Below are 23,887 nucleotides of genomic sequence, written 5' to 3' on the forward strand. Positions count from 1 at the left end.
GAATAATAATTATATGTAACATAAAAACCACCTAGTGAATTATATATTGAATCTTTTTTCTCAATTACAGGATAAGGTTTGGGATATAAAATATGAACTACATTGAATAACTTTTCAGATTGATAAGAAGTATATTTATACAAAAAAGGGTTTAACAAATTTAATAATTCCTTATCTTTATTCCATTCTTTTTCAGGCAAATCACTTCTGAGTCTTATATACAAACCTAAATTATAACTAATAAAAAAAGAAAAAAGTAGAAATGAGATAAGCAATAACAGGAGACTAACCTTAAATCTTGTTTTTTCAGAATGTTTTTCTTTAGTTCGTCGTAGTAATTGTAAGCTAAATAGAATTGAGAAAGTACATGTGATAAAAAAATGAGAGATAGATACATCATCATAAAATTTAAACCTGTAATATTCTGAATACTTGTCTATGTTTTTTAAGCCTTCAAAAGTACAATATCCATATATAAAATAAGTTAGATGAATGATAATTAAAATAACAAAAGAGGTGATTAAAAAACGTTTCATTTTTTTGAGCATAATAAATAATGTTTATTTATATTTTTCTTGCGAAAATATCTCAAATAGGGATGACAATTAAATAAATCAATATTTACTCTAACCATAAAAAGTCTTTCATTTGAACATTCAATACAGATAAATTGATTGTTATTTTAGATTTTATATCACTTCAAATTCAGTTTTGCCTTTTGGAATGTAAAAGGTAATGTCAAGCATCAATTCTTCTTGGGTATTTTCATTCAATAAATAAAGAGCAGATTCTCCATTTGGTTTTTTAAAACTAGCAACTTTTCCATGACCACAAATATGTAACACACTATTAGAATCAACTGGCATTATCTTAAAACCATTTTTAAAATCATCAATTAATTCACTGGTTCTAGACAATGCTTCTTCTTTTGACAAATACATCGATTTGACCATATTTTCTTCTCTTTTGGCAATTGCTTTTACAAAAGAATCGTAATTTTTACTTTTTATAAAATCTGATATATCAGCATAAACTTTAAAAAGTTTTTTATTTATGTCTTTTACATCTTTCAAGTTTTCACCTTTTTCCCAAGCATTCAACTCGTAAGGAACCTCAGCAAAAAAAGTACTATGATAATTAATCACTGGTAAAATTTTATCCTCTTCGACTTTTTGTGATTGATAAGCTCCAAACATTTCTTTAAAATTAAAATCGTTTGTTACATCAAATAACTTTATATCAAATTTTAATTCAGCTTTAGTATCTATTTTTGTCTCACCTAGTAACGGTAAAATAGAAACAGTAATAGTTTGTTCGCCACTTTTTAGGATAGCATAATTTATAGGAATGGTAGAAGCAACTTGTCCTTCTATATTCATTATTATAACTGGATAATCATTTACTCTTATCTCAAACATACAAGCAGAAGCACTAAAATCTATTGTATAATATGGTAATGTTTTCATAGAATGAGTTAGTTATATGTTTTTATTAATCTATCAATAACTAATTCTGGACTATTCGCTTGAGTTGTTCTTACTTTATTGGAAACAATATAAATAAGTGAAGCAATACTTCTTACTCCATCTGTATATTCGTACGATTGTGAAGCCACAATTGCTAAATCATTTTGTAATATCCAAACATATGTAGAATAGCCAAGTAATTGACCCTCATCATTTTCAGCTGGTATAGGTTTTAGAACTTTTGGTTCTCCATTTATTTTTTTCAATTCATTTAGAATTGCTATGCTCTCTTGTGTATCTTCAATTGAAAGAACAATACCTTCAATTTTTTCATTATTAGGTTCTTTAGTCAACACACCTATTTTACTCAACACCATATCATCTGGGTTAGAATTTACAAATTCTACACTCCCATATTTGAATCGATTAACTTCATTAGTATAAATAAAATTAAGAGTGGTGTTTATTTCATTTGCTTCAGACATTAAGTTTGCATCATTAAAGAAGAATTTTTTTGATTGCGTTAAATCAATTTTATCAATTGAAACCTTATCATTTTCTTTACAAGAATTCATTGTAAAACTTATTATTAATATTGACAATATTTTATTCATTTATCTTAATTTTTAATTAACGGAATTTCAGCACTTATTCCAAATAATTCTTCTAAACTTTTAATAATATCGAATTTCGGTATTACTTCATTGTATTTCCCTTCAGAAATAACACCTTCATCTGTTGTTTTAGGTTTTGTTCCCAAGATTGTTTTTTTAGACGAAAGTCCCACTTTACCTTTAATAACGTACTCAGCATTTAATCCATCAAAACCTAATTGAGGTTTATAAATGAGTCCCTTAGAATCATAATTAACTTTATGTCCAAATGTAACAGCTGCATTTCCTTTTCCACTTACTTCGAAATAAGCATCAGCCTTAACAACAATTAAGCTTAACTCAGCTTTTACCCAAATACCAGCTTTTAATTCAAGTTTTAAAGTATTGGTAAGTTCCAGTTTCCCTTTGGTTGATTCTCCAGTGTCGTTTTCAGTATTAAAAGAAAATCCGATAGCTGTTTTAATAACACTAGAAATTATTAAGTCAATATAGACATCTGATGATGCTTTAAAACCTACAGAATCGTTTCCTGCACTAATACCAGTATTCATTTTCCCTTTAATTATACTATAAAGACGTACAGCTCCAGGTGCTGCAGTTCCTCCACTAACAGCTCCTGCTACTAATCCAACAGCAGTACAAAGTAAATCAATTGTTAATTCGAGACCTATTAAAGGGTCCGCATTAAAAGAAATATCGACATTAGTACCTATGACTTTTTGAGTATTATTCTTTTTTGTCGTTTTTTCTAAAGACCAAACTCCTTTAATATTTAAATTAGGTGGTTTAACAGCTATAGTCATGGGCAAACCCTTAAAACCCATATTTCTTATTTGACCTTTCGTCTTACTAGTTATTCCTTCAGATATTGCTCCCAATGATGAAAATAAACTATATAATTTTTTAAATTTTGTCTCATACTCAGCTTTAAATTCTTTATTTCTAATAAAAGTTCCATTATCATTTTTGTCCCATTCTCCTTTTAAACTAAAACCAAATGAGGCATCTTTTTGTTCCCATCTTTTTTCAGCTCCAATTTTACCTGCTTTCTTTTGAAACTCTTTAACTTTTGTCTCTGGTTGGTTTTGCCATTTTACACTGAGCTCATTAGTTAAGTTTAAAAAAAAGGTCAATGTCCATTTAATATCTGGATAGGCTTTCATTAAAACTGTAGCATTATTGTATTCAGAAAAATAACGACAAGAATGTATAAAAACATTATATTTTTCTGCAGAATCAACACCATTACCTGTTATCCCTTCAATTAAATTCCATTTTGGCCATATATATTGCAATGGTGCTACATTCCATGTTGACAAAGCTGAATGTACAGGAATAACAACAGAACTTCCGCTTTTAACTAAAGGTGTCTTATATTCTGAAGAAGTGACCTTAACTTCCTTTTTGTGTTTATCTTTATCTCTAAAACAAGCATCAGTTTGAAAGCCTGTAATATCAAACAAAATATCTTTATCATGACTAGGCACAATGGTTTCGTAAATTATTGTAGCCGCAGTGTGACTGAAATATTTAAAAGAAATATCAACTCTTCTGGCTTCTACATATATTTTTTCATCCTTATATTTTAAGTTGTCCGCTCCGCTTTTATTATCGGATGCATTAATTTCTCCTTTCCCTGTTGATATAATCCTTCTCGGATCCAATTTACCATCTATAAAGAATTTTTTTACTGCATCACTTCTTTTTTGAGAAAGCGATTTATTATACTCCATTTTACCAATTACACAAGCATATCCATCGATAGTTATGGTGGAATGTTCGTGTTCAAGAAGGAAATTTAAAGTATTATTCAATTTTTCATTTCCTTCTTTTGTTATGATATCGCTATCAAATCCAAAGAAAATGGTTTTAGTTACTTCTTTTTGGGGGTTTGCTACGTCTTTTAATCCTTTACCCTTATCAAAAATTAGAGTAGTGGTTTTTTCCATTTTCCCCTCTTTTTTTTGAGTTTCGGTTATGGAAATAGTATCAAATTTACAAGGTTCATATCTAACAGCACTCACATTAGGTTGACCTGTTTTTGCAGCGGTATTGTTTTGAGGTGGTTGAGGATTATTTGCTACTAACTTATTTTTTATACGTAAAAAACGAGCATGTTCCTCATCATTATTATTATCTACTATATATTTACCTGTTGCTTGATCTTTAACTTTTATATAAAATTTTTCTTCATCCTGAATATTATTGACTAAACCTTGCCATGTTGAGGTGTTTTTAATTTCAAGATTTACCTCTCCGTCTCTTACTTTAACATTCGTAAAAGTAAAAATTAATTTATCACTCCTTAGTGTTTGAATATTGTATATTTCGACTATTAATCTATCTCCATTAAGACCTTCTGTTGACAAATTCAAATGAATAATATTACCATAAGAAAACACATATGATTTACGCACATCCTCGCCTCCATTTGAAGTGGCCCATTTACTTGAAACAATTTTTTTATCACACAATCCGTTTATATATAAACCGGTTATATTTGGATCCGTTTTACCCGACAAACTTGCTTCTAAATAATAACTATAAGAACCGCATAACTTTTTAGGCAGTTTAATAGCATAAATTTGATTAGATGGAATGATTTTTTTCCAAATTATAACTTTTCTATCTTGCTCTTGCCAAATCCATGAGATATCTTTCTTTTTATCTTCAAGAGTAGTATCAGGAAGCCATTCGCTCACTTTAAACCAAACAAATTCATTGGGAGGAATAACTATTCTAGAAGAGAAATTAGACATCTTTTGAAATACTTTCCCTTGACCCGTCCATTGTATTTTTTTTACACCTTTTGCCATACTACTTAGAATTGTATTCAATATTTTCGTGTTGTAACGGTTGGTCATCCATAGTTTTAATATTAACCATTGGGTTTAATTGACTATGAATCTCTTCATTCGCATTTTGAGAGTTTTGTGAAGAACCTTCTGATTTTTGACCGTGTTTAGTGATAGAAATACAATCTGGTCCACCAATAGGACAAGTAGCTTTACTGTCTTCTAAAAGTATTTTACCTTGATTGGACAAAATTACTTCCTCATACATACCGCTCCATTTCGTGATGACTGCTTTACAAGGAAGATAATCGCTACTTGTAGGTTGTAGCTTGCATTTGCCAAAAGTGTTTTTCTCTAAAGTTTGACCAATTTCTTTGTCTGTTGCAATAAGCTTTTTAGACGCATCTTTGTCATTTGCATAATCTTTTGTTTGAGTGAGTACTTTTAACTTATCTGTTTTTGGTTCTACACTAAACTTACATTTGCATTCAGCTCCTTGCACAACGATATGCTTTTCGCTCATGTTGTTTTTTGTTTGTTTTTGTTGTCACATTAAAAATACAAATTAGAAGTTATAAAACCGCTAATTTTAATTACAAAACAGACACAACTATTTGTGTCTTTTTTTCAATATCTAATTCTACCGAACATTCTAAAAATAAAGATTCAATTACTTTTGTTTTAGCATTAATTAAATATACGGAACGATAATTACCCTTTGCTTTATTATAATCAGGATACAAAGCCCCATAATAAGGAACATTCAAATTATTTTCTAAATCAAGTTTTGACCTTTCATCTTTTAGTTCGCCATTTTGTTCGATTCGAATTGTATCATTTGTCTCTATAAATTCATTAATTTTTTGTTCAATATCATATTCCACTGCTTTACAATTTGGTAAAATAGGAAAAGAGATTTTTGTATTAAATCTATATTTATGTGAATAATATACAAAAACCGTATTAAAATAACTCGCTAAAAACCAATCTTTTTTTAAGCTATCAAAAAGCAAATTTTCGTCTGCTAGTGTTTTTTCATTTAAATTTAAATATTTTTCAACCCACTCCCCTTCATATTCATCCAAAATCGCTTCTTTTATTTTCTCCCATCTTTTATATATAGTTTCATAGTTATGAATCGCTATCCAATTACCTTCATTTGTTATGACTAATTCTAAAGGATATAATACACTACTTGTTTTTACAGCTAATTCATCTGCAATTGTATTAACTTCTTCATCATTAATATAAGTTATGCTTTTTTTATTTACTAAAAACAGTAAATTATCTTCATTTTTCTTTTCTAAATATTGTACTTCTACTTCAAATTTTATACTGTTTTTCTCTTTTCCAGAATATATTGTGTACATCACTCCATAATTCAATGTATTATTTGAAGGCGTTTGAGAAAGTTTATAATTATCATTCGTAAAAACTTTTTGCAGTAATGACAATTCTTTTTCATTAAACTCAGGATAGATATATAATTCTTTCAGATGATTAGGTAAGCTTACTCCTATGTAACTATCTGAATCACAAAAAACATTATGGAAACTTTTTATTTCATGTATACTTTTTTCTAATTTATTAGCAATACTTTCTAAAGTATCGTTTTTTTTTATCTTATACTTTTTATATTTAGGCTTCAATTTTTATTAAGATTTTAATAATAGATTCTCTTTCTATCACTATTTGGATCCATTCCTATACCTTCTCTTCTTGCTGACCAATGCAAATACTTGTTCCTTAGTTCAAATAAATCATTTCTCTCTTCAGATGACAAATCATTTGAAAGAAGATATTGTTTCCCAGAACCAAACACATAAGTCCTTAATTTGGCTTTTACTCTTTCTAATAAAGTGTCTGTTGACATATCATAAAAACTCTCCAATTTATCCGTATTAATATTTACCTGCTTGTTTTTGCTACTTTCACCCATAAAATGCAAAGGAATGTAGCTATATGATTTTTTTAAATTTCTTGTCCCTTTCAATGCCCAATATAAATTACCTCCTGTAATTTCTAATTGCTCTCTTTTGTACCAACCTTCATTTATCAGACGTTCAATTAATGGATTTAAATTGTTTCTAGATGTCCAAGACGTTTCAATTTCTTCAATCGTTTCAACTCCATCGTTATAACTTCCACCAATATCGGAATGTACTCCAGGAAATGTTTTTTGAATACCTACATGTGTATTAGTCAATGAAAAATTTTCTCTATGTTCATTTTCAGCCACATAATGAACCACATTACTTGCAGAGCCAATATCATTTAAGCTTAATTCCTCTACATCATTAAAATTAGGGAATGCGGAAAAATTTTTAGAATAGGAAGAAACAGTATCAAAAATACCTAAAAACCGAACCCTTACATTATCTACTTCAATTCCGTTCTCTTCTAATTTAAGACCTAAATGACCTCTTCGTGGAAATTCATCTCTTTGTGTAACAAAACCATCACTATCAGTATTTTGGAAACTGGTATATTCTCCAGAACCAGTAGCTTCCAAGATTGCTTTGTATTTTGCCTTATTTACTTCATGAACAAAGTTTCTTGCTGCTGCTGCGCCTCTACTAAAACCGTAAACATCTAATGTTAAAGTACTTACTCGTGTTGCACTTACTTTATTTTTCTCTTTTATTATTAAATCTACAATATTTTCACAACCTTTTCTTACTTTCCCTCTAATTCCTGTAGAGCCAGTTCCAAAGGCAAATCCCATAGTTGCATCTTTTTCCCTGTCTTCTGTACCAATTCCTTCTACATACGTTTTAAGCGGACTATCATAATATTTCCAAAGTCGTGCAACATTTGACCAATCATTATAATAACTGCTATCTTCTTTTTTTTCAACACCTTTCTTTTTGAAATGTTCTGAATTATTTAATTTTTCTTGAGTGTTGTTTTTATTGTTTAATGTTCCATCAAAGAAAACCCCAATCAGAACGTCTATTGCTCCTTTTGGTGGTTCAGGTGGAGAATAATCTCCAAAACTAATATTCGTTGCCATAGCTTACTAATTTTAAAGTTTTATTCAATAGTTAATCTGAAATTTTTAATTTCAATTTCTTGTGAAATGCTTTTTAGTTTAATTAAAACTTTTGATTTATCAATTACTTTAACTATAAAATTAATCTCTTCTATATCATTAAATCTTTTGTAAGCATTAAATAATTCATCTTCGTCAAACTTTTCTAACCAACAATTAACTTCTTTATTTTGATCTTTATCTATCCAACTGAAAGCAAGATACTTTGGAATTCCTCGCTCTTTATAATTAATCTTAAGTTGCTCTTTTTTATTTGAAGATTCAACCTCAATTTCGCCATTATAAGTATGAATTACATAATTAATAAACATTTTATTCTCTGATAATTCAACTAAAGGTTTCCATAAATATCTTATCCTATAATTTTCATATACATCTATTTTTGGATACTCATTTTTTTTAATTCTTTCGAAAGTATTATGTTCTCTATTCAATTCGGACATAACCACATCATTATATTTTTTTGAAAAAATTGGTTTGTTCTCTTCTGAAATAGTTTCAACATTAACAAATACTTCTTTTGCTTTAAAATGGGCTATTTCAATTTGCCCTCTTACACTTGAAAGCCAAACAATTACAAGCCCGTTTGGAGCTAAGCCAATTATGAATTTATTATAGGTTACTTTTTTATTTGTTATTTTATTAATGATTCCTTCATTAAAAAACTTGATTAATTCTTCTTTTGGCAAAGCCCATTTGCCTTCAAAATTTTTTTGATCTACAAAAGAATGCCAAGCAATTTCTAAACTATCTGGAATATTTTTTAAATCTGGTCCCATAACAACAGTACCTCCTTCTTCTCCCCAGCCGTAATCAATGTCTCCAAATCCGCTTAATGATTGTGTATAATCTTTAGCTATTATTTCTCCTCTGTAAACTTGCACAGGATATTCTTTTGGTGCAGATAAGGTTGCAGACCATTCAAATTTTTCTTCCATTTCTATATTTTGACATGATATTGTTACAAAATGAGTAACAAAAAAAATAACTATTAAGCATAATAACTTATGATTTATTACCATCTGTTACAATTTTCTTGTTTGAGATTAAGTTTAGATTCCCATTTGTTGCTTCAACATTAAGCTTTGTGGTTATTTTTTCAAACTTTCCTCCTACTTTTACATTGTAGTCAGACACAACAGTTATTGTCATGTTTTTAGCTTTTTTATGAATTCCCATCCTAAAATAATTTTGATTTCTCAGCACTGTTAAATTCTACAGTTTTTCCACTTTGCAAAGTCATATTTTCTTTTTCACTAAAAAGTGAAATTTCGGAAGCTATTTCATTGGAAATATCAGCCTGACGAACAAAATCTTTATCAATTATTTCAGTTCTCTTATCAGAAGTTTCTTTTATATCTCCTGTTGCAGTTTGAATAATATCGGTTCCAGCTACTGTAGTAATATTTTCGTTTGCCGAATTATCAATATTTTCTCCTGCATTCACTGATATATTTTTTCCTGCAGATATACTTATGTTTTCTCCTGCAGCAATACTGAAATTCTTTGGTGCATTTACACTTATATTTCCTTTTCCATCCATCATCCAAGTGTTCCCGCTTGGGTCTTCAACAAAAACACTTCCTTGTGCATCATTTAAAATAATCTTTGTTCCACTTCTTGTTTGAATCACTTTTTGATCATTTCCTGATGTGGCATAGCCCGAACTTGCATTCCCATTATACATCGTTCCTAATACAAAAGGTTTTTCTGCATTACCAGCCTCAAATCCAACTAAAACTTCTTCCCCTATTTCGGGGATAAAATACATCCCTTTTCCTCCTCCTGAATGACCATTAGTCATACGTATCCACGGTGTATTACCTTCTTGCCATGCAAACTTAACTTGTACTCTCCCTAATCCTAAAGGATCATTATTTGCCGTAACTATTGCAGGTTGAGTATCGGCTACAGGATGTTGATGTACATTCCCATATGGTGGTGCCATAACACCTTCAGGTACAGCCTGAAAACTATTATGATACGCCCCTGATTCTTCACAAACATGTGTAATATCGGTAATAATATATTTACCAAATTGTTGCTCTTGTAATCCATCTAGTAAATTGCCTGTCATCGAAAATGCTGGCTCTTCTATTGAAACTACATCTCCAATGCGTAAACCTGTCTCATCTGTATCTCCTTTGGCTGTCACCAAATCAGACGTACGAGATTGTAATTGAATGGTAGCTCTATCCAATAGATGCGTTCTTGAACTTCCTTCTTCCAAGGAATGCGTATAAAGCATAGTAGCCGTTTCTGGAAATAATTTCTTTGAACTCTCAAACATTACTTTACTATAACCTTCGGGTTGATAGTTGACTTCACTAGTACTCGCTTTCTGTGTCTCAGAGGTGCTAAAATCGTATCCTATATATTCTAAACCTAGTGGTTTTGCTCGCATCTCTATATTAAAAGTATGCAAATTCCTCCCATATTCTAAGGTAAAATTAGACGATTGAGGTGTACCAAAAATCAAGGACTCTCCATTATAATAAAACCACTGCCCTTTCTTTTGTGCTAAGCGACATATAAATCCAAAATCACTTTCTCTATATTGAACCGTATAAGGTAAATTAACATTGTTCTGTACCTTTATACTAGGTTGTAACTCTTTTTGAGAATAACTCGAAACTAGTTTTTTAACAATATCTGATAATGACTCGTCTGTAAATGATTTTGTTTTGGGTGTTCCCTCCATCACTATCGTAGGACTATAACCATTGATAATAATACCTCCAGCAGCACCAGATGTTCGAATCATTTGTGCTTCGGTAATGATACCATTAAAAACTAATGGAGATGTCGTAGACAAACTGCTAGGCTTTATCTCTATCTTTACTGATGAACCTATGTAGCCTTGCGCTTTATCTATGGCATCACCTATAAATTCCTTAGGCAAGGGCTGTAATATAGAAAACGTATGGTGGGTATGAACTTTCTGTTGTATAACCAACTTTGAAAATCGGGTAAGAGATTCACCAGCTATAGATATACTGATTTTTGTACTTATTGCCATGATGTTCTTTGTTTGCTTTTTGTTTGTTGTAATGTAATAGGTAAATATAATAAAAAATCTCCTTTAAAATCTTGTTTATGAAAGCATTTAAACAAAAAATAATTTGGGTAACTCTCCAATAATATTCACTTTACTACATTTTTATTTTATTTGTTTATTTTTATTTTTTTCAAAGTATTTCCGCCAAAAAAAACTCTGAAAGATTTCTTATATTTTTTTTTTACTATTTGTGACCAACTAATAAATTATTTTTGACTGACTCTAATTAAATCATTTTATGAATTTGGATGCTATTAAGTTTCCATCTTCATAAAACTCAACAAGAATTAATTCACCTTTTTTTTGCGATGAAATTATTGGCAACCCATCTTCATCATATTCTTGATACAATTTGAAATAACTAAATTTACCTGATGGCACTCCATTTTTATAATTGGCATCCAAATAAGTAAAATTATCTTTAAATTTTAATTTATTGATTTTTTCGTTTTTAAAAATTTCAATCCATTTGCCTTCTTTAGTATTATTTATAACTTCTCCAGTTTCATTATCAGATGTATATCTTCCATTTTTACTGAAATATCTAACAAATTTTCCGTTTCCGTTTAATTGATACATTTTATAATCTAAAAACTGAGATTCTAATTCTCCTTCATAAAAAGATTTTAGATGGATGATTTTTTGATTATCTATATAAAAATATTGTGAAGTATATCCATAATCATTACCAACTCTATATGACAGACGAATCTTATCGACAACATTATGGTTATTATCTGTACTTACCAATATGTTTTGAAAACAATCTTCTGGCAATTCGCAGTTATTACATACTAAATACTCTCTGAAGGTTAAAGAGTATGTGTTTAAATTTTGGTTAATATTTACACCTGAACCTTTAAATTTTATATTTTTTAATGTATCAGGCAAATTAAATTCTGAGTTTATAATTATTTTACTCTCTAAATAGGGTATTTCAGAAGATTTTCTATTTTTATTATTTGTGTCATTTTCTATAAATGTAGTCATCCAATTTGCCCAATTTTTCAAATAGGATTCGTTACTAAAAGTAGTAATAGTATCTTGTCTATCCTCGAAATGTTTCTCTATTTCTTTACTTCCATAGGGAAGATTAATTTTTTGATTTTCATCAAGAACTTTAAAAAAAGACTGCAAAGAATTTCTTTTTACTTCTTCTTTAATTTGCTTACTAATTAAAGAAGTTTGCAAATTTTCCTCTTTAGACTTACAATGTATTAATAAAAAAGGCAGTATTATGTAAATTAATTTTCTCATAATTTACGCATTTAGAATTTGTAAAAAATCATCATTAAAGTCACCAGAATGTAAATGAGTTTCGTGATTTGTATGATAAGTAGAATTTTGCAACTGTGCTTTCCAACCTGTTTGACCTCTCAAAATATGTGCAAAACCATAATCGTGAAAACCATTTACTTTTAATTGCTCTGTTGCTAAGTTTGCAGCATAAGTTGTATCCACACTATCACCATTAGGATGTGAGACACTAGGATAACTTGTTGCATCACCAAAACACATTCCAGTAGAAGTCATACGTTGACCAAACTGAGCCAAAGCACCAACAAAAGCTGCAAAACATTGCGGATTACAAAATCTTCTTTGAGTACCAGAAAAAACATAATTAATTACAGTTCCATCGTTATTTATTGCTAAATTGTCTGGCATTCTAACTAATACAACATTAGTTGTTAAAGCTCCGTATCTAACAATTGGGTTAGCAGTATTGGTTCCTTGAGTCACAATATTTCCATTAGCATAATAATAATTCGTTTGTGCTTCCCCTCCTGCTGGCGCTGGATTTTGACTTATATATCCAGTAGGCACATTTTGCAATCTAGTTCCGTTTGTTCTTCCTAAAACTGAAGACAAGTTGCATGTTGCTACTTCTATCTCCACATCATGCTCATTATAATAAAAATAAGTAGCTTGTGTTGCTGTATTGTTTTCTACTTTAGCTAGTCTTCTTCTATTTCCAGCATTTAATTCAAGAATATTATATGTATTATCTGCATGATAAATGGTAAAAATCACTCGATTTACGATTCTAAATCTACCTTCAGCATCTGAATTTAGAAATGTTTCAGCTCCATATATTTCTTCAGTAGTATTTCTATAAGCACAAGCTTGTTTATCATGTCGTTCTACAACTACTTCTAAACTTCTAGAAGTTGTTCCTAAATTTGTAGCCCAAGTATCAAAAGTTGCTCTTATATTAGGTCTTAATTGTAATTTAATAATAGCTTTATCTGCATGATTGGTTTCTAAATTTGTGTAATGTGCGTGTGAACCATCTCTATCATTAAGTGCATCAAAATTACCTACGGTTGCAGTTAGTAGCGCAGAAGCTTCATATTCACTTCCTGCTTGAGCTTCTGGATTGAATTTCATTAGATTTAGACTGTCTGTGCTTCCAGTTATTGTATCTGTTGAGGGTTTAATAATAGCATCTATTTCTAATGCTCTCATATTGCTAGTTTCAATAATTAAATATATTGTTTGTCCTAAAAAAGCATCATAATTCATTTGAGGATTATTTAGACTGTCTATTCTATTAAAAGTTACACTAGTTCCATTTTGAGTAACGACTTTTTTTGCAAAATAAACACTAACTATTCTCTGCAAACCATCTTCTGGAATTTCAGGAAGGTTTGTTTCGTTTAAAGTTGTTGTTTGACCCGAATTTGTAATAGTTATTTTTGCCATAACATTTATTTTAATTTGCAATTTTTAAAATAGCAGCACTTATTACACTTCATGAGGTAATAAGGAAGATAATTGATAATCTATTTCTTTTGAATAATTTTCTCCAAATGAGACATGAATATTTAATTTAGCATTATTTATCTTTCCTGTTTTTGTATTAAAATTGAAAACCCCTTCATATTTATTTAATGTTAGGTTGTCATTTACTTCATCGAAAAATATATTTTGCACTTTCATTTCTCTTTCGAACATCTTCTTATTGTATTTACTAGTATTAATTTCGCCTTTTAATTTCAATTCGACCTCTTCAATTTCTCTATTTAATTTAGTCATTTTTACAGTTTCATCTATTTCTAAAAAAGTATTTTTCAAAAAATTTGTATATCTAATGGTGTACTTATGGTTTTTACCAAATCTATAATATCCTAGAAACTTGATTAACAAAAATCCGTACTTATCATAGCGTTGCAAATCGTTATAAATTAATTTTTCATCTTTATAGTATTTTTGAAGGTATTCAAAGAGACGGTTTGCTTTTTCTCCTAAATATTTTTTTGACAATATTTTAAATTTCTGATTGGCCTTACTTTTAATTAAATCAAAGTTTTTAATCTTAATAAAATTAAAATTTTCGTCTACTATTATTTTAACATCATCTGTAATTGAAGCTATTTGAGCAATTAAATCTTTTTCAGAAAGGGACAATGTTCTATTTCTTAGTGTTGTATCAAAGACTTCTATATGATATTCAAATCCTACATTCTCTATTTTTGTAATTGTTAAATGGACATTTTTGATAATTTCTTGCTTAATAATTACTCCATTACAATTCATTTTCTCTAGAAATTGTAATCTATAAAATTGTAATTCTTTTTTTACATTAGGCTTAACCTCAACTATATTGTCTTCGAATGAATATTGCATTTTACTTTTCATCGTAGTTTATATCATTCCCAAATCATTTTGATTCCTTTTTCTTTATTGGCTATACATTCGTCAATTGTATATTTTATTGGACAATCAAAACATTCATTTTTTTCAAAAAAATTATTATCACTTATCATTATTGTATCCTTTACAAGAGTTCTCTTTTTACTTTGGCAAATTGAATTAGATTGAAATGATTCATAATCATTTTCAGCTATTTCTATATCTTTGATGCCATAACTAACTGTTAAAACATTAATAACGTAAATTTGACCCTTTTCGTTTTTGTATAATTTTAATTCATAAGCTTTTGAAGACAATGTACTTGAATATTTAACTATTGTGTAATTAGTGTTGTTTTCAATTTTATCAATTACAAAATCATATTCTAAAAAAGATTCATTATTAATTCCCCTATTTGAGACAGGAATTTTTATTCCTATTTCTTTACCTACTATTTTAACCTTACTAATAGCATAACATGACATACAATTAAAAGTTGTCTTTTGCCCGATTTTGCCTATTTCTTTGTTATCTTGATATACTAAAGTGGAGTCTTTGATAATATTATTTTTCCCTGTTTCAATATTGTTTTTAGATCTACAAGAAGATAAAGCTATAAAAATAATTATTATACTTGTTCCTATTTTTTTATGCATTCTGTATCATATTTAAAAAATTCTTTTGTCCATTTCGTGTAATCTTTTCTTTCTGCTAAATTATTTTCACCGCCATTAATGGCTCTTGTTACTAATCTAACATTTTCGTCCTCTAATCCTTTATCCATTTCTGCTAAAGTAGTTGGCTTATATATAGTTGAAAACCAGCCTGCTGAATTAAATGAATGAAATAATTCTTCTGAAATTTTCTTGGCAAATGTTTTCAAACCATCATAAAAAGTAGCATTTAACCCTGCATTGTTAGCTTGAATTCTATTTGTAACACATTCTCCAACACTTTCATAACCATTTCTAGTGGTCATATAAGTTTGAAATAAAGTTGTAGTATTTATATAATCATAATAAGCCAAATAATTATAGTCGTGCGTTATTTGTTTCATTCCTCTACCTTGAAAATCCACACCACCTTTGTAATTACTTGGTACAGTAGTTCTATTTTCATAGGTATATCTAAAACTTGCTGTCTCTAAATACATTTGACCAATGAAATGAATTTTACGTTTACAGGTAGTAATTCCAAATTTCCTAAACATGGCATTAAGTTCATTTATGAATAATTCAATTTTACTTCTATTGTCTGATATTTTACCAGTTGAAATTGAAATTTCAGTGATTCTTTCCGTTCCAGAATCAAAAAATTTATTTCTATTAGTAACATGATTTTGTTTGTCTCTAAGATGATATATTAAATCTATTATTTCATCTACTGTTATATCTCTATTACAATAACATGGTGTTCCTACTATTTCAAACTGTTCTTTATCTTTATTCAAAAACTCTTGCGACTCATCTGGATAAACTATATCATCTTCTGTATCAGTAACATTTGCTTTAAAAAATAAAAAAGCATTCTTTTTTTCTCTTTTTTCGAATTTCTCTACTAACTTTTTTAGGTCTTCATCACTTTTAGGTCGAAGTATAATTTCTTGAGCGTATATAAAAGTATTATTTATGGTAAATTCTATTTTTGTTTTTTCCTCTTCTCCAATTAAGAATTTTATAGGATTATCGTATACTAATTCTTCGTTATCGAGTTTGTTCTCGTTGATTTCAAGAGTTAATTTACCGTTAGTTCCATTACAATTTGCAACGACAAAAACTTTATCTTTAATTTTTGCTTTATCTAATTTATTGTATTCAAACTTTAATTGCCCTTGATCGTCTTTTTCTTGAATTTGTTCCTCCCAACTCACATTAACATTTTGATTTGGCGACAAGCGAACATCATCTGCTAAATCAGTAGTGATATTTCTTCTGTTTTCCGCTTCATATTTCTTTTTTACATCTACAGGTGTACCACCATTTTTAACAGTATAGGTTTCGGTTTTTGCTTCCCAAATCATTTTAGGCTTTTTTTCAGCAAAATATACAGTCATTACTTCTACTTGAAAATCCATTTCGTGTACTTGATCATACACGATTTGATTAGGATTTACTGTATAAGTATCGTTTGTTTGTTCGTTTGTACCTGCCATTTTTATATTAATTACAAGTCATTTTCATTTGTTTTAAATCAATAGAATCAAATTTATTATAATAAACAACCTTGTTAATTGTGTCCCAACTAACATTTAAATCTCCTATAACAAAGTTGCAATTTGAAAACAAAGACGGCTTTACAAGAGTTTTATTATTTTTATCTATCAATTCTACATAAGCCATTCTGTACTCTAAATCACTATTAAAGGATAAACTATATGGATTACTTTCAATATAAACTATGAGTTTTAAATTCTTATCTGGACTAGTAAATGTTTTATATTCCGAAAATTCCTTTTTTAAAAAAATATAATAACATAGTATAGCTAATCCTAATAATAAAATAGAAATTATTATTGTTATTCTCTTCATAAATTAAAACTTAAATTAACATTAACCTCATTTAAAGTTGAATACAAATAAAAATCATACCCCATCCTATGATCATCTCTATAATCTCTATAAGATTTATTAGTAACTTCGAAGTATTCGTTAGCATTTGAAGGGCTATCTTTTTCAACTTCTACAGACGAACCATCGTCACTGATTTTCCAATATCCTAAAGGCTGGGAACTCGCATTAGGATCATCATCTACAAAATCGAAACTATCTTTTATGTAAAAATGAAGCTTCGTGACATTTACTTTAATATGTTCGCTAGTAATATAACCTCCTTCAACATATTCTAAACTACCTGTTGCAAAAACATGAAAATTAAAATTTGCTATTGCAGCAATAAAATCATCTATCCCTTCTCTTAAGTAGTGTTTTCCTAAGTCCCAAATTCCACTGAATGATTTAGAATTATAATAATACTTTTCAAATAGTGGCATTTTTTCATTATTATGATTTACAACTTGATTTGATTGAACCCCAAATATAATTTTAGGCTTTATCGCTGTTGGAATTTCAGCAAGACCTGCGGTAACCATTTTATTTATTTCGTTTTTTAATGCATTTTGTACATTATTATTACGAATTAAAGACATCGCATTTAATTGATTTTTATTATCGTTTAAAAATTCTAAATATTCTTCATTAACCTCACGTGATTCAGATGTTATCCATTGCCAAGTAATCGCATTTAATTCAGGGAATACCTTTTTTTTATCCGCATTATTACCTTTGGTAAACCATATTTTTTGAAGTTTCTCAGCATTTATCCATCCTTTAATATTTAACAATTTTGGAATGTATCTCACAAAATGAACTTTACAATCTCCTTGTGATTCATTCTCATTCTTTCCAATTAATATGGAAAATGTAAATACAATTACATTAGGCAGTGCTTTATTATTATTGATTTTCTTGGCAGCTTTATTATAAAAAACATAATCGATAGTAAAATTTTGAACGTTTTCATCATTTTTATTTAAAGCAAAAGATTCACTTGTTGCAATAAGTGTTTTAGTCCCATTAGTAATTCCATTTCTTGCATAAGTTTTTATCTTATATTCGTTTTCTTGAATTTTTGGATCTACTTTAAAGGTCACAGATACATTATCATTTTCAAAATTTAATAAAACCATATTATGCTTGTTTTGTATATGCGTATAACAATCCGCCACTATTTACATTTGTAGCTTTAGGAATAGGTTTAGCTACTGCTGTATTAAAATCGGGTTCGCAATTAATAAATGATTCTTTTACTAAAACTTTTTGTTCTTGTACCAAAGTAGTTCCTAGCTTTTGCCAAGGACTCAACTTTATAACACTCATACAAGGAGGCGGAGACATTTTTTGATTTGGCCATTTTGGATGCCCACATGTTCCTTTAAATTGAAGGTTAACCATATTACTATCGTCATTAAATGTAGCCCATTTTTGATCTTGTAATAAAATTTCGTTTGAAGTAACTACTAGCTTACCTGGACCTTGAGCATATTGACATTTCAAAGTAGCACCATGCATTACAACTTCTCTTTTTTCAATAGGAGTTTGTTCTTGCTCTTTCCTTTTTTTTTCCTCTCTTTTCTGTTGAAGCTTATTATTATGCGTTTTATCGTTTGACATAATCTAAATCATTTTATTTATCCTTTGCTCACTTTTACATCTTTCCCACCTTGAAAAACTGCTAAACTTGTCCCTCTCAGCTTCAAATCTCCTTTTGAAGTTTGTATATCCGTTTCACCTGAAATTTGTTTATAGGCATTACCAACAGTATCGGTTTTGTTATTTATAACTCTTACATTTTTGTCGTTTGAGCTTTGCAAATAGGTCTTATTGATAATCTCATTTTTATTATTCCCGATAGCTATTTCTTCATTATTTCCTATTTTAGTATTCATATTTTCACCAACAACAATATTGAAGTTTTTCCCAATTGTAAAATTCATGTCATTTGGTGCATTTACACTTATATTTCCTTTTCCATCCATCATCCAAGTGTTCCCGCTTGGGTCTTCAACAAAAACACTTCCTTGTGCATCATTTAAAATAATCTTTGTTCCACTTCTTGTTTGAATCACTTTTTGATCATTTCCTGATGTGGCATAGCCCGAACTTGCATTCCCATTATACATCGTTCCTAATACAAAAGGTTTTTCTGCATTACCAGCCTCAAATCCAACTAAAACTTCTTCCCCTATTTCGGGGATAAAATACATCCCTTTTCCTCCTCCTGAATGACCATTAGTCATACGTATCCACGGTGTATTACCTTCTTGCCATGCAAACTTAACTTGTACTCTCCCTAATCCTAAAGGATCATTATTTGCCGTAACTATTGCAGGTTGAGTATCGGCTACAGGATGTTGATGTACATTCCCATATGGTGGTGCCATAACACCTTCAGGTACAGCCTGAAAACTATTATGATACGCCCCTGATTCTTCACAAACATGTGTAATATCGGTAATAATATATTTACCAAATTGTTGCTCTTGTAATCCATCTAGTAAATTGCCTGTCATCGAAAATGCTGGCTCTTCTATTGAAACTACATCTCCAATGCGTAAACCTGTCTCATCTGTATCTCCTTTGGCTGTCACCAAATCAGACGTACGAGATTGTAATTGAATGGTAGCTCTATCCAATAGATGCGTTCTTGAACTTCCTTCTTCCAAGGAATGCGTATAAAGCATAGTAGCCGTTTCTGGAAATAATTTCTTTGAACTCTCAAACATTACTTTACTATAACCTTCGGGTTGATAGTTGACTTCACTAGTACTCGCTTTCTGTGTCTCAGAGGTGCTAAAATCGTATCCTATATATTCTAAACCTAGTGGTTTTGCTCGCATCTCTATATTAAAAGTATGCAAATTCCTCCCATATTCTAAGGTAAAATTAGACGATTGAGGTGTACCAAAAATCAAGGACTCTCCATTATAATAAAACCACTGCCCTTTCTTTTGTGCTAAGCGACATATAAATCCAAAATCACTTTCTCTATATTGAACCGTATAAGGTAAATTAACATTGTTCTGTACCTTTATACTAGGTTGTAACTCTTTTTGAGAATAACTCGAAACTAGTTTTTTAACAATATCTGATAATGACTCGTCTGTAAATGATTTTGTTTTGGGTGTTCCCTCCATCACTATCGTAGGACTATAACCATTGATAATAATACCTCCAGCAGCACCAGATGTTCGAATCATTTGTGCTTCGGTAATGATACCATTAAAAACTAATGGAGATGTCGTAGACAAACTGCTAGGCTTTATCTCTATCTTTACTGATGAACCTATGTAGCCTTGCGCTTTATCTATGGCATCACCTATAAATTCCTTAGGCAAGGGTTGTAATATAGAAAACGTATGGTGGGTATGAACTTTCTGTTGTATAACCAACTTTGAAAATCGGGTAAGAGATTCACCAGCTATAGATATACTGATTTTTGTACTTATTGCCATGATATCATGTTTTTAAATATTATTTCAATTCCTAAGAATTGCATCTAATTTTTGTTTTGCCAATAGATAATTGGGTTGAATTTTTAAAGCACTTTTATAACTTGAAACAGCATTATCTTTATCGTTCATTTCTGAATACAAATCACCTCTATTAGTAAATATTAAAGCGCTTTCGGGATATAATTTTGTAGCCTTTTCATATAGCAAAAGAGCTTCCTCTTTTTTATCTAAAATAATTAATATTGACGCTTTTAGATTGTAAGCAATACTCCAGTTTTTTTCTATTTCAATCAATTGATTTACTACTTCTATTGCTTCTATACTCTTATTGATTTCAGATAATAATCCCACTTTATTTATATAAAACCACTTATTATTAGGATTTAACTGGATAGCTTCATCAAATAATTTAACAGCTAATTCATTATTATTTAGCTTATAATACATTTTTGCCTTAAAGTTCTTAACATCAGAATTATTAGGCAAAATAGTTTCCAATTCATTTACTAATTCTAAAGCTTTTTTATAATTTTCTACCTTAACAAACTGCGAAATTTCAGCATTAATGATTTTAGCTTCTGGGGGAAAATTTGCAATTCTTTCTTTCAAAGCAATATTCTCCAGATATAATTCATTCTTGTAAGCATCATCCAAATTAGATTGTTGCCATGATTGACAAAAAGATATTTTAATGCTAATAAGAAAAAATAAAGTTATTTTTGAAAAAAGAATTTTCATTTTAATAAAGATTATATTAGTTGTACTATTTTACCAATATGGTGAAATAGCATCTAAATCTTCTAATGGAATGAATTTATAAATTTCTTTATATGTATTTAAGAAATAATTATCTTCAAATTTTCCTTCCCCTTGTAAAGAGTTTGGCTTTACAATTATTAATTTATCATTTTCAAGGTATCCATAAGAATAATTGAATTGCTTGAGAGAAGTATTCACTTTTTCGATTATGATTTTATTATCTTTAATTTTATAATAGCCTTGAAATAATGTTCCTAAGTGTTTATTTTTTTTACTTCGATAATAATCATCTATAATTAACTTTTTATAATCTTCAGTTACAACATCAGATATAATCATATTCGACTGACCTGTTTTATAAAATATATAAAATGTCTTTTTTAGTTTTTGATCAGATTTATTAATAGTTGATTGAGACCATATAGAATCTAAAACATAAATTCCGTTTGTTTTCAAAAGAGATGCTTCATCTAATTCAAAATTCTCTCTATAAAAAGCATATTCATTTTTAAAATAGAATTTTGGACCACAAGAATCAAATGCAAATACAAAAAAAAGATATGCAATTAGATTCTTTTTCATTAAAATGAGTTTATAGTTGGACTATATTGAAATTCCCAATAGTTTGGCCTTTCAGATGGTATAAGATGAAAATTAATGATTCTATGAATGACATCTTGACTATACATATTACTTTTCCCAATACTATTCATTCCAAAAGTTCCATCTGGAGTTTTTAATCGAAAGGAAGTTCTCCCTTGATTCAAGTCAAATGAATGCGCTTCAGAACTCCATAATTGACCATTTCTATTAACATCTAAAAAAGATTGATCCACTTGTGAAGCTGTTGCAGGTGTATATCCTGTAACTCTGTTTTTTAATCTTTCAAGTTTAGAATTATTCTGATTATTATTTAAAAAAGTTTCTAAATTTTTATTAGCATTATAACGATCCGTATCGTTTTCAGAATCTGTATCCGCTGTAAAAACATCGCTAGCAATTACAAATTGATAATCACTATTTTTTGCTCCTAATGTGATATTTCCTCCACCTGTCCACCAACGGTCGTAACCATCACTTATTCCAATTTTCTTAAAACCTCCAAAATCATTATAAGTTTGAAAACTAAAATCACTGGCTCTCAACTGAACAAATCCTACATGCTGATTTCTTTCGTGATTATTAAAAATAAAATTAGTTCCTATGGTTGCGGAATACTTATACTTATCTTCCAATCCTGTTCCACTATTTAAATGTAAAGGATATATATCCATAGGTTTCCCTTTACCATCTCCAACAGTTAACTTTGCAGTTAATACTGTATCGATGTTGAAACTAGAATTATTAGAAAGTGAGCCTATACCTCCATTATAAAAGTTTACTGCAAGATTAACTCCTGGATTGAAATTGTCAAATCTTTGACTAATTCCTACTCCAGCAGTACCACTCATGTAATTCTTAGGACCTCCAAAATGATAACTTAATCCTATAAAAAAATTAGTTTCTAATTCATCCATTTTCTAGAATTTAAGAGGCCAATTTCTTGTAAACTTAGAACCATTCATTAATACTTCTTTGGCAGAAACCATTATTTCTACAGTCATAGGAGTATTACTTTGGGCTAGAAACACTTCATCATAGCCAATACAATAGCCATCATTGAATTGAAGTTCTCTCATTTTAGAAATAGCATCTCTTCTAAAGAAAGTGACTTTCCCATTTTTTGTTTGATTATTGCTTATCATCCAATCAAACAACATGGTACTTTTTGTAGATTCTAAAACTATTCTAAATCTACCACCAGTAGGATCCGCAGATGGTTTTCCACTTTTATCGATATCTTGACCGATTGTAAACTGAAATTCCAACACATTCATTTCCTCACCGTCAATTTCTAGTTTTGCTAAAAAAGACATATGCAAAAAGTTTAGATTATTAAATATATTAAATACAAATAAATGATAAAGAGTAAGTATTATACAAACTCTTTATCATCTTTATTTTAAAGAAAGGGTTATACCCACTCGTTTACATGCTCTCCAGTTCCCATAGATATTTCTTTAGCAGAAATAGTAAATGTTTCTACTAATGGGTTAGTTCCTGTAGCATCAAACTCTTCTTTGTATTTTATTAAATAACCTTCTTTGAAGTTTAATTCTTTTAATTTAGCATCAGTATCGCGTTTTACATACTGTACTGAACCATCTTTTCTTTCGAAGTTATTTGTCATCCATTCAAAAAAGAATGAATCACCAGTAGATTCTACTGTAAGATTAATTGTACCTCCTCTTGTAACAGAAGATGGTCTTCCACTTGCATCAATTTCTTGATATAAATCATAAGAAACTTTTAAGATGTTAAGTTCCTTTCCGCCAACTTTAAGTTTTGATTTAAATGACATAATGTAATATTTAAAGATTAAAAAAAATGTTTGTTATTTGTTTTTGTTATTTGTCTGGTTGTCAGTAAATCTACTCAATATAAATATACGCAAATATAT

Annotated in this window: 23 protein-coding genes and 1 pseudogene; all 24 read right to left on the reverse strand. The window is 29.3% G+C overall.

All coding sequences use genetic code 11. The features are described from left to right. A pseudogene (locus HALO113_RS15275) lies at window positions 1-536 on the reverse strand (hypothetical protein); the annotation flags it as partial. A 153-nt stretch (window positions 537-689) separates the two neighbouring features. After that, entirely contained in the window at window positions 690-1,466 is a 777-nt protein-coding gene (locus HALO113_RS15280) for a hypothetical protein (RefSeq protein WP_159779955.1), read from the reverse strand. An 8-nt stretch (window positions 1,467-1,474) separates the two neighbouring features. Continuing rightward, window positions 1,475-2,080, reverse strand: coding sequence for a hypothetical protein (locus HALO113_RS15285; RefSeq protein WP_159779956.1), 606 nt, complete (start codon window positions 2,078-2,080; stop codon window positions 1,475-1,477). A gap of 5 nt (window positions 2,081-2,085) precedes the next feature. Then, window positions 2,086-4,896: an OmpA family protein gene (locus HALO113_RS15290; RefSeq protein ID WP_159779957.1), complete on the reverse strand. Its 2,811-nt coding sequence runs from the start codon at window positions 4,894-4,896 to the stop codon at window positions 2,086-2,088. Window position 4,897: 1 nt separating this feature from the next. Next, window positions 4,898-5,398 (reverse strand): DUF4280 domain-containing protein, encoded by a 501-nt coding sequence (locus HALO113_RS15295; protein WP_159779958.1) that lies wholly within the window; start codon window positions 5,396-5,398, stop codon window positions 4,898-4,900. 70 nt (window positions 5,399-5,468) lie between these two features. Then, window positions 5,469-6,524, reverse strand: coding sequence for a hypothetical protein (locus tag HALO113_RS15300; protein ID WP_159779959.1), 1,056 nt, complete (start codon window positions 6,522-6,524; stop codon window positions 5,469-5,471). A gap of 14 nt (window positions 6,525-6,538) precedes the next feature. Further along, window positions 6,539-7,888 carry a DUF2235 domain-containing protein gene (locus HALO113_RS15305; protein WP_159779960.1) on the reverse strand — a complete coding sequence of 450 codons (1,350 nt, stop codon included), beginning with the start codon at window positions 7,886-7,888 and terminating at the stop codon, window positions 6,539-6,541. A 20-nt stretch (window positions 7,889-7,908) separates the two neighbouring features. Continuing rightward, window positions 7,909-8,865 carry a DUF2931 family protein gene (locus tag HALO113_RS15310; protein ID WP_236554748.1) on the reverse strand — a complete coding sequence of 319 codons (957 nt, stop codon included), beginning with the start codon at window positions 8,863-8,865 and terminating at the stop codon, window positions 7,909-7,911. A gap of 67 nt (window positions 8,866-8,932) precedes the next feature. Next, entirely contained in the window at window positions 8,933-9,106 is a 174-nt protein-coding gene (locus HALO113_RS15315; protein WP_159779962.1) for a hypothetical protein, read from the reverse strand. Between the two features lies 1 nt (window position 9,107). After that, window positions 9,108-10,946 (reverse strand): type VI secretion system Vgr family protein, encoded by a 1,839-nt coding sequence (locus tag HALO113_RS15320; protein WP_159779963.1) that lies wholly within the window; start codon window positions 10,944-10,946, stop codon window positions 9,108-9,110. A gap of 270 nt (window positions 10,947-11,216) precedes the next feature. Beyond that, the gene (locus HALO113_RS15325; protein ID WP_159779964.1) at window positions 11,217-12,242 is read right to left on the reverse strand and encodes a hypothetical protein; all 1,026 of its coding nucleotides are present in this window, start codon (window positions 12,240-12,242) and stop codon (window positions 11,217-11,219) included. A gap of 3 nt (window positions 12,243-12,245) precedes the next feature. Beyond that, window positions 12,246-13,688 carry a hypothetical protein gene (locus tag HALO113_RS15330; protein WP_159779965.1) on the reverse strand — a complete coding sequence of 481 codons (1,443 nt, stop codon included), beginning with the start codon at window positions 13,686-13,688 and terminating at the stop codon, window positions 12,246-12,248. 42 nt (window positions 13,689-13,730) lie between these two features. Beyond that, window positions 13,731-14,612 (reverse strand): hypothetical protein, encoded by an 882-nt coding sequence (locus HALO113_RS15335; protein WP_236554750.1) that lies wholly within the window; start codon window positions 14,610-14,612, stop codon window positions 13,731-13,733. 23 nt (window positions 14,613-14,635) lie between these two features. After that, entirely contained in the window at window positions 14,636-15,274 is a 639-nt protein-coding gene (locus HALO113_RS15340) for a hypothetical protein (RefSeq protein ID WP_159779967.1), read from the reverse strand. Continuing rightward, complete coding sequence (locus HALO113_RS15345) at window positions 15,259-16,770, reverse strand: hypothetical protein (RefSeq protein ID WP_159779968.1); 1,512 nt, start codon at window positions 16,768-16,770, stop codon at window positions 15,259-15,261. Before HALO113_RS15345 ends, HALO113_RS15340 begins: the two co-directional genes overlap by 16 nt. A gap of 7 nt (window positions 16,771-16,777) precedes the next feature. Further along, a complete protein-coding gene (locus HALO113_RS15350; protein ID WP_159779969.1) occupies window positions 16,778-17,146 on the reverse strand; it encodes a hypothetical protein in 369 nt (122 codons plus the stop codon). Next, window positions 17,143-18,303, reverse strand: coding sequence for a DUF6402 family protein (locus tag HALO113_RS15355; RefSeq protein ID WP_159779970.1), 1,161 nt, complete (start codon window positions 18,301-18,303; stop codon window positions 17,143-17,145). The genes HALO113_RS15350 and HALO113_RS15355 overlap by 4 nt, the downstream gene beginning before the upstream one ends. Before the next feature lies 1 nt (window position 18,304). Continuing rightward, a complete protein-coding gene (locus HALO113_RS15360) occupies window positions 18,305-18,787 on the reverse strand; it encodes a PAAR-like protein (protein WP_159779971.1) in 483 nt (160 codons plus the stop codon). Window positions 18,788-18,804: 17 nt separating this feature from the next. Continuing rightward, on the reverse strand, window positions 18,805-20,628 hold the full coding sequence (locus HALO113_RS15365) for a type VI secretion system Vgr family protein (protein WP_159779972.1): 1,824 nt from the start codon (window positions 20,626-20,628) through the stop codon (window positions 18,805-18,807). Between the two features lie 24 nt (window positions 20,629-20,652). Beyond that, on the reverse strand, window positions 20,653-21,366 hold the full coding sequence (locus HALO113_RS15370; RefSeq protein ID WP_159779973.1) for a tetratricopeptide repeat protein: 714 nt from the start codon (window positions 21,364-21,366) through the stop codon (window positions 20,653-20,655). 30 nt (window positions 21,367-21,396) lie between these two features. Next, complete coding sequence (locus tag HALO113_RS15375) at window positions 21,397-21,969, reverse strand: hypothetical protein (RefSeq protein ID WP_159779974.1); 573 nt, start codon at window positions 21,967-21,969, stop codon at window positions 21,397-21,399. Next, window positions 21,969-22,904, reverse strand: a complete 936-nt coding sequence (locus HALO113_RS15380) for a polymorphic toxin type 23 domain-containing protein (RefSeq protein WP_159779975.1) — start codon at window positions 22,902-22,904, stop codon at window positions 21,969-21,971. Before HALO113_RS15380 ends, HALO113_RS15375 begins: the two co-directional genes overlap by 1 nt. Window positions 22,905-22,907: 3 nt before the next feature. Further along, window positions 22,908-23,303 (reverse strand): type VI secretion system tube protein TssD, encoded by a 396-nt coding sequence (gene tssD, locus HALO113_RS15385; RefSeq protein ID WP_159779976.1) that lies wholly within the window; start codon window positions 23,301-23,303, stop codon window positions 22,908-22,910. A 98-nt stretch (window positions 23,304-23,401) separates the two neighbouring features. After that, window positions 23,402-23,788 carry a type VI secretion system tube protein TssD gene (gene tssD / locus HALO113_RS15390; protein WP_159779977.1) on the reverse strand — a complete coding sequence of 129 codons (387 nt, stop codon included), beginning with the start codon at window positions 23,786-23,788 and terminating at the stop codon, window positions 23,402-23,404. Between the last annotated feature and the right edge of the window lie 99 nt (window positions 23,789-23,887).

Source organism: Flavobacterium sp. 9AF (assembly GCF_902506265.1).
Lineage (GTDB): Bacteria > Bacteroidota > Bacteroidia > Flavobacteriales > Flavobacteriaceae > Flavobacterium.